This window comes from Pseudomonas sp. B21-035, assembly GCF_024748945.1.
Lineage (GTDB): Bacteria > Pseudomonadota > Gammaproteobacteria > Pseudomonadales > Pseudomonadaceae > Aquipseudomonas.
Genome location: NZ_CP087179.1, coordinates 2,770,167 through 2,784,795, shown reverse-complemented (window position 1 = coordinate 2,784,795; position 14,629 = coordinate 2,770,167). Strand labels below are relative to the sequence as shown.

At 64.8% G+C, this 14,629-nt stretch carries 10 protein-coding genes; 9 read left to right on the top strand and 1 reads right to left on the bottom strand.

Annotated elements, in window-relative coordinates; genetic code table 11:
• Nucleotides 1–23 precede the first annotated feature (23 nt).
• The 9 genes from LOY22_RS12680 to LOY22_RS12640 all read left to right on the top strand — a co-directional run bounded on the left by LOY22_RS12680 (nt 24) and on the right by LOY22_RS12640 (nt 13,120).
• Nucleotides 24–1,517: an efflux transporter outer membrane subunit gene (locus LOY22_RS12680; protein ID WP_093383123.1), complete on the top strand. Its 1,494-nt coding sequence runs from the start codon at nt 24–26 to the stop codon at nt 1,515–1,517.
• Nucleotides 1,514–2,668, top strand: coding sequence for an HlyD family secretion protein (locus tag LOY22_RS12675; protein ID WP_093383126.1), 1,155 nt, complete (start codon nt 1,514–1,516; stop codon nt 2,666–2,668). Before LOY22_RS12680 ends, LOY22_RS12675 begins: the two co-directional genes overlap by 4 nt.
• Nucleotides 2,658–4,172, top strand: a complete 1,515-nt coding sequence (locus tag LOY22_RS12670; protein WP_045198886.1) for a DHA2 family efflux MFS transporter permease subunit — start codon at nt 2,658–2,660, stop codon at nt 4,170–4,172. The genes LOY22_RS12675 and LOY22_RS12670 overlap by 11 nt, the downstream gene beginning before the upstream one ends.
• Before the next feature lie 370 nt (nt 4,173–4,542).
• The gene (locus tag LOY22_RS12665; RefSeq protein ID WP_045198884.1) at nt 4,543–5,319 is read left to right on the top strand and encodes a DUF3050 domain-containing protein; all 777 of its coding nucleotides are present in this window, start codon (nt 4,543–4,545) and stop codon (nt 5,317–5,319) included.
• On the top strand, nt 5,316–5,663 hold the full coding sequence (locus LOY22_RS12660) for a DUF4437 domain-containing protein (RefSeq protein ID WP_045198882.1): 348 nt from the start codon (nt 5,316–5,318) through the stop codon (nt 5,661–5,663). The genes LOY22_RS12665 and LOY22_RS12660 overlap by 4 nt, the downstream gene beginning before the upstream one ends.
• Nucleotides 5,664–5,680: 17 nt before the next feature.
• Nucleotides 5,681–6,610, top strand: a complete 930-nt coding sequence (locus tag LOY22_RS12655; protein WP_045198880.1) for a diiron oxygenase — start codon at nt 5,681–5,683, stop codon at nt 6,608–6,610.
• Between the two features lie 20 nt (nt 6,611–6,630).
• Nucleotides 6,631–10,098: an amino acid adenylation domain-containing protein gene (locus LOY22_RS12650; protein WP_258597663.1), complete on the top strand. Its 3,468-nt coding sequence runs from the start codon at nt 6,631–6,633 to the stop codon at nt 10,096–10,098.
• A gap of 19 nt (nt 10,099–10,117) precedes the next feature.
• Nucleotides 10,118–10,585 (top strand): SRPBCC family protein, encoded by a 468-nt coding sequence (locus LOY22_RS12645; protein ID WP_093383132.1) that lies wholly within the window; start codon nt 10,118–10,120, stop codon nt 10,583–10,585.
• Nucleotides 10,586–10,732: 147 nt separating this feature from the next.
• Nucleotides 10,733–13,120 (top strand): DUF3772 domain-containing protein, encoded by a 2,388-nt coding sequence (locus LOY22_RS12640; protein ID WP_213601339.1) that lies wholly within the window; start codon nt 10,733–10,735, stop codon nt 13,118–13,120.
• Between the two features lie 417 nt (nt 13,121–13,537).
• On the opposite strand, the gene LOY22_RS12635 is transcribed toward LOY22_RS12640, so the two are convergent.
• A complete protein-coding gene (locus tag LOY22_RS12635) occupies nt 13,538–14,596 on the bottom strand; it encodes a GlxA family transcriptional regulator (protein ID WP_052676530.1) in 1,059 nt (352 codons plus the stop codon).
• Nucleotides 14,597–14,629 lie beyond the last annotated feature (33 nt).

The window sequence follows — 14,629 nt, the reverse complement described above, 5'->3', positions numbered from 1 at the left end:
CGACCCTAGATGTGACTTTCGTGATGCGTGCACTTCGATCCCCGCCGTTCCCCGCCCGGCTTCTCGCCGCCACCAGCCTCCTGACTGTGCTCTGCGCTTGCAGCAGCCAATCCGTAACGACCCCGGCGCCATTGGCACTGCAAGCCGATCCACTGGCCAGCCTGCCCGCCGGCGTCAGCCAGCAGGCCTTGCCCGAGCGCTGGTGGGAGCTGTACCAGGACCCGCAGCTCAACACCTGGGTCCAGCAAGCCCTGGCGCATAACCAGGACCTGGCCCAGGCCGAGGCCAACGTGCAGGCCATGCTCGCCGGTATCGGCGAGTACGACGCCAGACGCTGGCCCTCGACCAGCGTCGAGTTCGGTGCCAGCTACGGCAAAAGTGCCGACGACCAGACCCTGGCCCAGGCCACCGACAGCCATGCGCCGTCGCAATGGGAATTCAACCCGGGCATCGAGCTGGCCTATCAGGTCGATGTCTGGGGCCAGGTGCGGGCTGCCATCGAGCGCGCCCGGGCCCAGGCCGACGCCTCCCGCGAGGCCATGGAGCTGGTGCGTTTGCAGGTGGTGACCCAGACCAGCCGCGCTTACATCGACCAGTGCGTTTACGGCGCGCGCCTGCAGGAAACCGAACAATCCCTGCAGACCCTGGAGCGCAGCGTGCAGCTCAGTGACCGCCAGCGCCAGGCCGGGATCGCCACCGAACTCGATGCGGTGCGCCTGCGCGGGCTGCGCGAGCAGGTCCGCGCGCAACTGCCGATGCTGGAAGCGCGGCGGCAAATGGCGCTGTTCGAACTCAGCGTGCTCAGTGGCCAGCCGCCTGCGGCAATCAGCGCCGGTGCCGCCAGCTGCCGAAGCATCCCGACCCTGAAAGCAGCGTTGCCTGGCGGCGATGGCTGGCAACTGCTGGCCCGCCGCCCGGATGTGCGCAAGGCCGAGCGCGACCTGCGCGCCGCCGACCTTGAAGTCGACATCGTCAAGGCCGACCTGTACCCGAAGGTCAGCTTCGGCGCCTCGCTGACGTCCTCGGACCATCACCTGTCCAACCTCGGTGACAGCCAGGCGGTGATGTTCGCCGTCGGCCCGCTGATCAGCTGGGAGTTCCCCAACATCAAGGCCAACCGCGCCCGGGTCAGCAAGGCCCGGGCCCTGCAGCAAGCGCAGATCGCCCACTACCGCGGCGTGGCCCTGGGCGCGCTCAAGGATGTGCGCCAGGCCCTGGCCGGCTACGACGGCGAACGCCAGCGGGCGCAAGCCCTGGATGCGGCCCTGGCGCACAGCCAGCGCGGCTTTGCCCTGGCCCAGGACAACTACCGCGCCGGCACCGTCGATGCCCTCGAGGTGCTCGACAGCGAGCGCGACCTGATCAGCGTCCGCGCTCGCCACGTCGAGGCCCAGGGACGCCTGGCGCGGGCACAAATCAATCTGTTCCGGGCCCTGGGCGGCAGCTGGCAAACGCCACCGGCCGCGGCCGCGACCCTGGTGCAGAGCGCACCTACCGACACTGGAATCCAACCATGAATATTGCCGTTGAAAAACCACCGCTGGCTGCCGATCAGCAGCAGCGCAAAGCCCCTTTGCCCACCCTCACCCGGCGGCGCCTGGCGCTGTACGCCACAGGCGGCCTGAGCGTGGTGGCGGTGCTGGTGTTCGGCGGCTACTGGTTTAGCACCGGGCGCTTTCTGGAGACCACCGATGACGCCTACGTGCGCGCCGACTGGGTGGCCTTGAGCCCGCGCGTGGCCGGCTATGTCGCCCAGGTTGAAGTCGATGACGACCAGGCGGTAAAAGCTGGCGACGTGCTGGTACGCCTGCAAAACCGCGACTATCAGGCCCGCCGCGACCAGGCCGAAGCCGGGGTGGCCGAGGCCCAGGCTGCGCTGACCGCCGCCCAGGCCAGCCAGCAGGTGGCAGTGGAGCGCATCAACCAGCAGCAGCAAGCCATCCTCCAGGCCGAATCGGCCGTGCACAGCGCCGAGGCCGAGCGGCGCCGCAGCGAACTGGACATGCAGCGCTACCAGGGCCTGGTGCGCGACAACGCCGCCACCGTGCAGCGCCTGGAATCGGCCAACGCCAATGCCATCCAGGCCCGCGCCGCCTTGCAGAGCGCCCAGGCCCGCCAGCGCGAGCAGCAGTCGCAACTGGCAATGGCCAAGGCCCAGGCGCTGCTGGCCGAGGCGCAGATCAAACAACGTTCGGCAGCCCTGGCCAGCGCCAAAGCCCGCCACGCCCTGGCCGACCAGGACAGCCAGGACACAGTGATCCGCGCGCCCATCGACGGCGTGGTCGGCCAGCGCCGGGTGCGCGCCGGGCAATACGTGGTGCCCGGCCAGCCGCTGCTGGCGGTGGTGCCGCTGCACCAGACCTACGTGGTCGCCAACTACAAAGAAACCCAGCTGGCCCACATGCGCCCGGGGCAGCCGGTAGAGATCAGCATCGACAGTTTCTCAAGCCAGCACCTGCGCGGCCGGGTGGCCAGCTTCTCGCCGGCTTCGGGCAACGTCTTTGCCCTGCTGCCCTCGGACAACGCCACCGGCAACTTCACCAAGATCGTCCAGCGTTTTCCCGTGCGCATCCTGCTCGACCAGGCCGAGGGAGGCGTGCAGGTGCTGCCGGGCATGTCGGTGGTGACCACCGTCGACACCCGCGGGGAGCCTGCCGATGAGCAGTGAACAGCCGGTCTCGTTGCGGGCCTGGGTGGCCGTGATCGGCGGCTTGTTCGGCTGTTTCATGGCCGGCATGAACGTCCACGTCACCAGCGCTGCGCTGCCGGAAATCCGCGGTTCGCTGGGCGCCAGTTTCGAGGAAGGCTCGTGGATCTCCACCGCCTACCTGGTGGCGGAGATCGTCATGATTCCGCTCACGGCCTGGCTGGTCGAAGTGTTCTCCATGCGCCGGGTGATGTGGACCGGCTCGTTCATCTTCCTGCTGGCCTCGATCGCCTGCTCCTGGGCACCCAACCTTGAGGCGATGATCATCATCCGGGTGATCCAGGGCGCCGCCGGCGCGGTGCTGATCCCGCTGTCGTTCCAGCTGATCATCACCGAACTGCCGGCCAGCAAGATGGCCATGGGCATGGCCCTGTTCAGCCTCGCCAACAGTGTCGCCCAGGCCGCGGGGCCGTCGATTGGCGGCTGGTTGACCGATGCCTATTCCTGGCGCTGGATTTTCTACCTGCAGCTGTTCCCCGGGGTGGCGCTATTGATTGCCATCGCCTGGTCGATCGAGGCCAAGCCGATGAAGCTTGAGTTACTGCGCCGCGGCGACTGGCTGGGGATCTTCGCCATGGTCGTGGGCCTGGGCGGCCTGCAGATCGTGCTCGAGGAAGGTGGGCGCCTGGACTGGTTCGGCTCGGGCTACATCCTCGGCATGTCGGTGGCCGCCGGCATCGCCCTGGTGGTGTTTGTGGTCACCCAGCTGTACGGCAGCCGCGCCTTCATCAACCTGCGCCTGCTCGGGCGCTACAACTTTGGCGTGGCCAGCGTCGCCATGTTCATCTTTGGCGGCGCCACCTTCGGCCTGGTGTTCCTGGTGCCCAACTACCTCTCGCAGTTGCAGGGTTTCAGCGCCCGCGATGTCGGCGTCAGCCTGATCGCCTATGGCCTGGTGCAATTGCTGCTGGCGCCGCTGATGCCGCGGTTGATGGCCTGGACCAGCGCCAAGTTCATGGTTGCCAGCGGCTTTCTGATCATGGCCCTGGGCTGCTGGCTGGGCGCCAGCCTCAACGTCGACAGCGCCGACAACGTCATCATCCCCTCCACCGTGGTTCGCGGCATCGGCCAGCCGTTCATCATGGTGGCGCTGTCGGTGCTGGCGGTGGCGGGCCTGGACAAGCGCGAAGCGGGCTCGGCATCGGCGGTGTTTTCCATGCTGCGCAACCTCGGTGGCGCCATCGGTACCGCCGGGCTGACGCAGATCGTTGCCACCCGTGAGCGCTACCACAGCGAGCGTATTCACGAACATGTCACGGTGTTTTCGCCAGGTTTGCAGGAGCGCCTCAACCAGGCGGTGCACACCTGGCTGCCGCAACAGCAGCAGATACTGGAGGGTCTGGCTGCAACCATACGCCGCGAGGCGTACCTGATGGCCTACAGCGATGCGTTTTATGTCGCCTGCCTGGCCCTGATTGGCTGCGCAGTAGCAGCGCTGGTGCTGCGCACCCAGCGGGCGGCCTGAAGTTTACATGTAATTAATAGTTATAACGGTATTAGCGAACAGGGAGTTCAGTGGTATGACATGCGCTAAATCTAATTAAATAGCGATAAAAAACGCTATTAACAGCCTCTTGCCGCTTGGCAACTTCAGTAATGAAGTTGCCTTTTTCGCGTGCCTGCAAGTTATTAATCCACCCCTAAATTTTATGTTTGCGAAGTCTTGATTTGTAACTTCTTATGTCTTAGCTTTCCGTTGCCTGGCGCCATAACGGTTCCGGCCACTGCATGACGCAAACGCGCCAACGGGCCAGTTTCTGGCCACCTGTGCGGCTGCCCTAAAAACGATAACGCTGTTTTATATCCCGACAAAAAACCTGATAACCGAGGAAAACATGCACAATCAAAAAGCCGTTCTTGAACACAACAAAACCGAACTTGGCAACCACCCGATCTTCGCTGAAATCGGTTCTTTGCAGGTATTGCGCACGTTCATGGAGACCCATGTTTTTGCGGTCTGGGACTTCATGTCGCTGACCAAGCGCCTGCAGCAGGAACTGACCTGCACCCGCCTGCCGTGGCTACCACCGCTGGACCCCGCCGCCGCCCACCTGATCAACGAAATCGTCCTCGGTGAAGAGTCCGACCAGAACCTGCAAGGCGGCCACTACAGCCACTTCGAACTGTACCTGCACGCCATGCGGGAGATTGGCGCGAGCACCGACCGTATCGAGCATTTTGTCCGTCTGCTGCGCGGCGGCGTCGAGCTTGACGAAGCCCTGCAGCACTGCCATGCCTCGCCGGCAGCGGTGCGGTTTGTCAGCAACACCCTCGACACCGCCATCAACGCCAAGCCTCATGAAGTTGCCGCAGCCTTTCTGCACGGGCGTGAAAGCGTGATCCCACGGATGTTCCAGACCATTCTCGATGACTGGGACATTGGTACCGACCAGGCCCCGACTTTCCGCTACTACCTGCAGCGCCATATCGACGTCGACTCCGACGACCATGGCCCGGCCGCCGAAAAACTGCTCGATCGCCTGGTCCAGGGCGACCCGCAGCGCCAGCAGGAAGTCTACGCCGCCGCCATTGCCGCAGTCGAAAGCCGCCGCGTGCTGTGGGACGAACTGCGCGCCGAAATGGCCGTGCAGATCGCCGAGTGTGTCGCATGAAGTTCGAAGTCATCGAGCACGACCAGGCCACCTGGCAAGCGGTCAGCAGCGAGCGCGGCATCACCCTCACGGTGTTCAAGGACACCCTCGATGCCAACACCCGTACCGGTATCCGCACACGCCTGGTGCGCTTTAACCCCGGCGGCGGCACGCGTGAAATCTATACCCATGATTACCACGAAGAAGTGTATTTGATCGAAGGTGATCAAACCGAACAGGCCGCGCCGGGGCGTGCACAAAAGACCTACGGGCAAGGCAGTTACTTCTTTCGCGCGGCGCACACGGAACATGGTCCGTTTCATTCGGAGCAGGGCTGCCTGTTATTTGAAGTTCATTACTATTGAACGGTGGGCAAGGTTAAATGAACGCACATGAGTATCAGTCTTTCGCCGACTCCTGGGAGCGGCGAGCGACCATTCGCACGCGTCCGCGGCGCACTGTGGAAGATGACGGCAAGTTGATTTACCCGACCAGCCGTCAACCCCTGGTGACCAGCGCCGTCTTTATGGAACAGTGCCCGCACTTGACAGACTTTGCCCTGGTGCAAAGTCTCTACAAGTTCATTAATGACGTGGTGATCTTCGAAACCGAGATTGTCGACAAAACCGCACGCAGCATTGCCAAGGACAGCTTTGCGATCCGCTTTCCGTTTGCCTGCCGCTACGACGCCATGACCGTGGTGGTGGATGAGGACTACCACGCCCTGGTGGCCATGGACTACCTGCAGCAGACCATCGAGCTGACCGGTATCGAGCCCATCGCCCTGCCGCGGGAAATCGAGCTCAGCCGCTCGATCCCCAAAGCCATGGAGATGGCCCCCGAACACCTGAAAGCGGCGGTCGAGCTGATTTGCGTGGCGGTTGCCGAGAACACCCTGACCAATGATGTCGCCGCCTTCGCCCGCGACGACACGGTCAAGGAATCGGTCAAGGGCCTGATGGCCGACCACCTGGCCGACGAAGGCCGGCATTCGAGCTTCTGGGCGCGGCTGACGCGCATCTACTGGAGTGCGGCGCCGGCTGAAGACCGGCAGATCCTCGCTTCGATCATGCCGGTGTTCCTCAGCCACTACCTGACCAACGACATCCAGAAAGCCTTCGACCTGGCGCTGATTGCCCACCTGGACACCAGTGAGCAGGTCAAGGCAGCGCTGCGCCTGGAAGTTGAAGCCATGGACTTCCCGATCACCCCGGGGCATCCCCTGGTGGGCAACATCATGCGGTTTTTCCGCGCCAGCGCAATGCTCGAAGATCCGGCCGTGCAGTCTTCCCTGGCCGCCTACCTGATCTGACATCAAAGGAATCAATGCCGATGAGACGTCTTGAAATTCTGCTGTGCGGGAGCAGCCGCGGGCTGGCCTGCCTGGCGGACGAGTTGCGGCGAATGGGCCATGGTGCCCATTTGCTCGACACGCCGGCCAGTTACGATCACTGGCAACTCCACGCCTCGGACCTGGTCATCGACGACGCGACCCTGGCGCCGTGGCCGGAAACGGGCAACACCTGGCAAGTCTCGTTGCAGGTCAGCGGCAGCGACCTCAGCGACCCGCTGCAAGACCTGCAACTGCACCTGCTGGGCCGCCAGGGCAGCCAGCCCTGGCAATGCCTGGAACGTCAGGATGTACCTGCAGAGGCCTCGGGCAACGGCGCCGACCTGGTGAACAGGGCCGTGCAGGAACTGGTCGAGGCGGCAGCGGCGCATGTCAGCGGCTACTCGCGCCATGACGACTACTTCAGCCAGTACCGCTTCCAGGCCCTGGGCCAGGTGCCCAGCGCCGGGCTGGGCGTGCTCGACACCCTGGCCTTCGCCCACCGTTGCAACCGCACGGCAGCACCGGCCATTAGCGAGGCGGCCAGCGTGCCGTTCATCCAGCGCCTGGCCGCCAGCCTGCGCCAGCACCATGACGCCCCGGCCTTGCTGGTCGAAGGCCGCAGCGTCAGCTATGGCGAGCTGCATGCCCTGAGCGTGGCGATCCAGGAGCGCCTGGTGCCGCTGCTGGGTGAAGACCGGCAGCAGCCGGTGGTGGCCATCGCCCTGGGCAAGGGCGTGGCCCTCTACGCCTCGATCCTCGCCGTGCTTGGCTGCGGTGCCCTGTACCTGCCGCTGGACCCCAGCCACCCCGCCGAACGCCGGGCGCTGATCGTCGAACATGCCCGGGCGCGGATCGTCATCCACGACGATAACCTGGCCATCCCCGCCGGTTGCATCGGCCTGGATGTCAGCCACCTGAGCGCCGTGCACCAAGGCGCCGATGGCCACCAGGGCATTGCCCTGGCCCAGCATCAGTCGCTGCTGCGCGGCAACTGGGAAGGTGCGCGGCCGTGCGTGGCGATCTACACCTCGGGCACCACCGGAACGCCGAAAGGCGTGCAGTTGACCGTTGCCAACCTCAGCCACTTCTGTGCCTGGTACGCCGAGCATGTCGAGGTCGGGCCCAAGACCCGCGCCTTGCAGTTCTCGACCATCAACTTCGATGCTTCGCTGCTGGACATCTTCCCGACCCTGCTCGAAGGCGGTTGCCTGGTGGTGCCCAACGAGGACCAGCGCCGCGACCCGCTGGCCCTGGCGCAACTGGTGGTCCAGGCCGAAGTCAGCCATGCCTTCTTGCCACCGGCGCTGCTGAGCATCCTGCCGCTGCACAGCCTGCGCGGCATGACCCACCTGATCACCGGCGGCGATGTGTGCGAGCCGCACGTGATCGACGCCCTGGCCGAGCACTGCCACCTGCACAACATCTACGGCCCCACCGAAACCACGGTGCTGGCCACCAGCCGGGTGATGCGCGCCGGCGACTCGAACCGCCTGCTCGGCCTGCCGATCGCCAATACCCGCCTGTACCTGCTCGACGAGCAAGGCCTGCCGGTGTCCGAAGGCCAGAGCGGCGAGATCTACATCGCCGGGCCCGGCGTCGGTGCCGGCTACCTGCACAACCCCGCCGCCAGCGCCGAGCGCTACCTGAACGGCAGCGGCGGCCTGCACGGCGAGCGCCTGTACCGCACCGGCGACCTGGCGCGCTGGGGCCGCGCCGGCGTGGAAATCATCGGCCGCCTGGACAATCAGGTGAAGATCCGCGGCTTTCGGGTCGAGCCCGAAGAGATCGAGCACGTGCTGCGCAGCAGCAACCTGTTCGGCCAGCAGGCCGTGGTGATCGATGAGCAGCGGCGCATCCTGGCGTTCTTCGCCGAACCGCGCAACGGTGATGCGCACAGCGCCACCGAAGCCTTGAAGGCCCATGCCCAGCAGCACCTGCCGGACTACATGCGCCCTGCCCGCTGGCGCCTGCTCGAGACCCTGCCCGCGACCACCAACGGCAAGATCGATCGCAAGGCCCTGCGCCTGATGCCCGACGACAGCCGTCAGCGCCAGGTGCGCGCCCAGCCGCTGAGCGCGGCCACGCAAAGCCTGCTGGCGATTTGGGCCAAGCTGCTGGAAATCGACGCCGACGACATCGGCCTGGACGAGAGCTTCTTCAACCTCGGCGGCCATTCGATCCTGCTCTCGCGCATGCTCATGGACATTCGCGAGACCTTCGCCAAGGGCGTGTCGATCAACCGCTTCATCGAGCAGCCAACCCTGACCAACCTGGCGCGCCTGCTCGAGCAGGACGACACCGCCGATGCCGTGGTCAGCGCCCGGGCCCTGGCCGACGCCAACCTCAGTGTCGACCTTGAGGTGCTGCCGCTCAGCCGCCAGGGTGACGTGCACAAGGTCATCGTCACCGGCGCCAATGGCTTTCTTGGTGTGCACCTGGTCGAGGCACTGCTCGAACTGGGCTCCAGCGAAGTCGCCTGCCTGGTTCGCGCATCCCCCGGGCAATCGGCGCAGCAGCGTTTTGCCCAGGCCCTGGTCGACAACCGCCTCGAACACCTGGACATGAGCCGTGTGCGGGTGCTGGCCGCCGACATCAGCCAGCCGCTGCTGGGCCTGAGCGCCGAAGAGTACGAACACCTGGACCGCGACTACGGCGCGCTGATCTACAACGCGGCCAACGTCAACCACGTGCTCGACTACGAGTCGCTGATCAAGGACAACGTGGCGCCGCTGCTTGAATGCCTGAAACTGTGCGAGGGGCGCAGCAAGAAGATCTTCAACTTCATCTCCACCCTGTCGGCCTCCAGCAGCATCGATGCCCAGGGCCGGGTGCTGGAAACCCCGCCCGCGGCGACGCCGCCGATCTACATCCGCAATGGCTACAACCTGTCCAAGTGGGTCGGTGAGCGGATTCTCTGGAACGCCTGCGAGCGTGGCGTGCGGGTCAATATCTATCGCCCCGGGAACATTGCCTTCAATACCCGCACCGGCGTCTGCCAACCGCACCAGAACCGCCTGATGCTGATGCTCAAGGGCTCGCTGCAACTGAAGGAAGTGCCGCAACTGTCGCTGAACTTCGACCTGATGCCGGTGGATTTCCTCGCGCGCTTCATCGGTTTTCATGCCAGCCGCCACACCATCAACCGCGCGGTGTTCAACCTGCACAACCCGACGCCGCTGAGCTGGGACAACTACGTCGAGGCGTTCCGCCACATGGGCCACGACTTCCAGCTGGTGCCGGTCAGCCGCTGGCAGCAGCGGCTGTCGACCATCGGCAGCGACAACGCCCTGTTCGGCGTAGTCGGTTTCTACCTCAACGGTTTTGAGGAAGACATCGGCGACATCTCGATGATCGAGCACGGCAATGCCCGTCACGGCATCGACAACATGGGCGAGGAGTACCCCGCCAAAAGCCCGACCCTGCTGCGCCGGGGTTGTGAATTCCTCAAAGAAATCGACTTCATCTAACCCGTCAAAGGAGCTCGACATGTCACATCTGGAACCCGATACCCTGATCAAAAACCCTGTTGGCGAGCCCGTGGTTGCCACGGTGGCCGTCAATGCCGACGCCCGCAGCGTGTGGAACATCGTCGGTAACTTCGCCGGTTTTCCGGTGTTTATCCCGGCGCTGTCGCACATTGAAATGACCGGCAGCGGCGTGCGCTCGGTGCGCAAGAAGCTGTTCAAGGATGGCAACGTGGTGATGGAGCAACTCAATAGCCATGATGACCAGCAGATGGTCATGACCTGGTCGTTGATCTACACCTCGCTGAACATCGGCAACCTCTGGGCGCGCATGGAGGTCAAGGCCCAGGGCGCCAATCAGTCACTGGCCACCTGGACCATCATTGGCGAGCCGCAGACCGGCGGCGCGCAAGACCTGCCGGCGTTCCAGGCGTTCCTCCAGGGCTTTGCCGATGGTGCCATGAACAACGTCAAGCAGATGTTCGCTTAAGCCGCAGCGCAAGCCCGCTCCCACCGCCCGGTAGGCGCGGGCTTTGCCTCGCGGTTCACTACACAACGCACAAGCGCAGCCGGGCAAATGCCCGCCGATGTCCTACCCTCATAAGCTGGGAGATCAATAACCGAACCGGGCATAACCATGCGCAGTGCTTTGCAGATCATCGGCTTCATTGCCCTCACCCTGCTGCTGTCCAGCCCTCCCGGGCAGGCCGCACAACCCCCTGCGCCAGCACCCGCCAGTGCTGCCGCGCCTGTGGTCAAGGTCACCCAGCAAGACCTGCAAGCCCTGCAACTGCGCCTGGACAGCCTCAAGCAGCAGATTTCCCAGGCCAACAACTACAACCAGCTCGAAGGCCCGCAAGACCGCTTGCAGGCGCTGATCGTCGATATCGACCGGCTGAGCGCGGCGCTGTTGCCCGAACAGGCGCAGTTGCGCGCGCAACTGGAAGTGCTCGGCCCGGCGCCGGTCGAAGCCCTGGTGCCCGGCACCTCGGACATCGCCGCGCAACGCACGGCGCTTACCGAGCAAAAAAACAGCCTCGACACCACCCTCAAAGCCCTGGCCGCGCTCAAGGAAAACGCCAGCAACCTGCTGACGCAGATTTCCGCCATTCGCCGCACCATGCTCGAAAGCGAGCTGACCCTGAGCACCCACAGCTTGCTCAACCCGGCATTCTGGTCGCCGGTGCTCACCCCTTCGGCAGACGACCGCCAGCGCTTGCAGGCGTTCTTCGACGAGGTCAACGATACCGCCAACGCGGTCTGGCAGCCCGGCCAGCGCTTCGCCACCCTGCTGCTGGTGCTGCTTGCCATACTGGCCTGGACCCTCGGCCGCCGGCTGCTGGAGCGCTGGCTGGCCTGGTTATGCATGAACCGCGTGCCTGAAGGCCGCCTGCGCCGCAGCTCGCTGGCTCTGGCCTCGGTAATGGCCACCCTGCTGGCCACCGGGGTAGCCCTGGAGCTGCTGTTTTACGCCTGCACCCACCACCTGCCGTTGCCGTCGATGCTGGCGACGTTTTCTGAAGAGTTCGAAAAGCTTGCCTATACCTGCGTGCTGATCACCGGCTTGAGCCGCGCACTGCTGTCGACCTCGCATCCGTCCTGGCGGCTGCCGGACATCGCCGACCCGGTGGCGCTGGCCTTGCAGCCCTTCGCCCGCTGGCTGGCCAGTACCTTGCTGGTATTGGTGGCCCTGGTGCAGATCTCCAACGCCGCCGGCATGAGCAGCCAGCTGGTGATCGCCGGGCGGGGAATCGCCGCGCTGGTGATCAGCGCCCTGATCATCGCCCTGTTGGTGCGCACCAGCCGCGCGCGCCGGGTCATGGCCGCCGCCGGCGATGCACCGGAAGCCGCCTCGACCATGGCCGGGCTGATCTACAGCATCGCCAGCATGGCCATGGTCATCTCGGTGATTGCCCTGCTGACCGGCTACGTGTCGCTGGCGCGCTTTGTGACCTACGAGGTGGTCTGGGTGTTCATCCTGCTGGCCGGCTTCTATGTGCTCATCCAGGTGTTCAAGGACGGCTGCGAATATGTCTTCTCACCGCGTCAGGCCAGCGGCAAGGCGCTCAAGGAACTGCTGGGCATCGGCGACCGGCGCCTGGACCAGATCGAGACCCTGGTCTCCGGCTTCGGCCGTGCCGCGCTGTTGCTGCTGGCGGTAATCACCCTGTTCGTTGGCGGCATCGGCACCACCCTGGGGCAGTTGATCAGCAACATCGTCGCGTTCCTGGGCGGCGCCGGCTTGCGCCAGTTCAACATCATCCCCGGGCACCTGTTCAATGCCGTGCTGGCCCTGGTGCTGGGCATCTACCTGATCCGCACGCTGCGCCGCTGGCTGGACAACGAGTTCCTGCCCAAGACCGACATGGACCCGGGCATGTGCGCCTCGCTCAGCACCCTGTTCGCCAACATCGGCTATGCCCTGGTGATCCTCCTGACCCTGTCGTCGCTAGGGGTGAAGTGGACCAACCTGGCCTGGATCGTCAGTGCGCTGTCGGTGGGTATCGGCTTCGGCCTGCAGGAAATCGTCAAGAACTTCGTCTCCGGGCTGATCCTGCTCACCGAGCGCCCGGTCAAGGTCGGCGACCTGATCAGCATCAGCGGGGTCGAGGGTGATATCCGCCGCATCAATGTGCGCGCCACCGAGATCCAGCTCAGCGACCGCTCGATCGTCATCGTGCCCAACTCGCAACTGATCTCGCAGAACCTGCGCAACGTCACCCTCGGTGGCAGCGCCCAGGGCGTGGCGAGCCTGGAGCTGGTGTTCCCGCTGGATATCGACCCCGAGCAGGTGCAGACCTTGCTTTACGATACCTACTGCGAGCACGAAACCATCCTCGACAAACCGGCGCCGTTCGTGCGCTTCAGCAAGCTCACGGCCGACGGCATCACCCTGACCGTGACCGGTTACGTCAGCAGCCCGCGGATTGTCGGTACCACCAAGAGCGACCTGCTGTTCGAGATCCTCAAGCGCCTGGGCGCGGCGGGTATCGAACTGGCCAAGCCGGCCGCGCCGGCAAGCTGAACATTGTGGGAGCAACTGCCTTGGAAGGCTTACAAGTGTTGGGGCGGCCAGGCTGTGTTTGAGTTGATCCATTTGATGATGGGGCGCTGCCGGCGCCTTCCGCCCTTACGGCGGGTCACTTTTGCTTGGCGGCAAAAGTAACCAAAAACGCCCTGTCCCTTCATCGGCCCTACGCTGCGCTCCGGGTTCCACTCGGCCTTCTGCAAGGGACGATAGGTAGCGCCTGCGATTACGTACATCTAGAAGCAAAGCGCTTCTTTGCTTTCGCTTTTCGTGCATCGCCGATCCATTCACCACCACTCGTAGCCCGCCACAAAAGCGTAAAGGTGAGGTGTGAGCAGCGTCGCCAATGGATCCGCTCACGCCTCTCAAGGCCTACGCCACCTGTGGGAACCGGCTTGCCGGCGATGAAACCTGCTAGCGCGCAAGCTGCAGCCTTGACTGCGATCGGTAGCCCAGCGGGCTGGTGCCCAGTTGCCGCTGAAAACTGCGGCGCATGCGTTCTTCGTTACCGAAGCCGGTGGTTTCGGCGATGCGCTTGATCGGTTCCTGGCTGGTTTCGAGCAAGCGGCAGGCAGCTTCAAGCCTCAGGGTTTCGACGGTTTGCGCCGGGGTGCCGCCCGTAGCCGCGGCATAGGCGCGGGCAAAGTGCCGGGGGCTCATGCCGAGTTTTTCGGCCAGGCGTTCAACCCGCAGGTCGCCATTGAGGTTTGCCGCGATCCAGGCATGCAGGCGCACCAGGCGCTGGTCACGGTCGCGGTGCAGCGCTTGGCTCTGCGCCTTGAGTGGCGCGCTGAGCTGGGCCTGCTCGGCCGAGCGTTGCAAAAACACTGTGAAGTAACGCGCCAGGGCCAATGCCGCCTGGGCACCCAGGTCCTGTTCGAGCAGGGCCAGGCCCAGGTCGATGCCGGCCGCGGCGCCGCCGCAGGTCCATAAGCGCTCATCATGCAGGTACAACGCCTGGTGTTCCACGCGCAGCGCCGGGTAGCTGTGTTGCAGAGCCTGGGCAAACTGCCAGTGGGTGACCACCCGGCGTCCGTCCAGCAGCCCGGCGGCGGCCAGGGCGAAGGCGCCGGTGCCGATCGAACACAGGCGCCGCGCCGTCGGCGCCCGGCGTTGCAGCCAGGCGATTGCCTGCTGGTCACGCTCAAGCTCGGCAACCCCCGGCCCACCGATGACGATCAGGGTGTCGATTGCAAGCGCGCTGTCGACCTCGGCCAACGAACGGGTCATCACGCCAATCCCGGAGATCGTCTCGATCTCGCCCCCCTGGGCCGACGCCAGTATCACCCGGTAAGGCGGGTTATCGGCCAGTTCGCCGCCGAGCACCCGCGACGCCGCGGCAAATACTTCAAGGGGCCCGGCGGCGTTGAGCAGCAGCGCGCCGGGAAATGCCAGTACCAGCACCGTCCGGGCACTGTGCATGGCAGAAAAGGTGGGGTGTTTGGCATGGTGGCTGGCAGGTTGCGTCGACATACTCAAGGCACACGTGATTCGAGAGCCCAGACG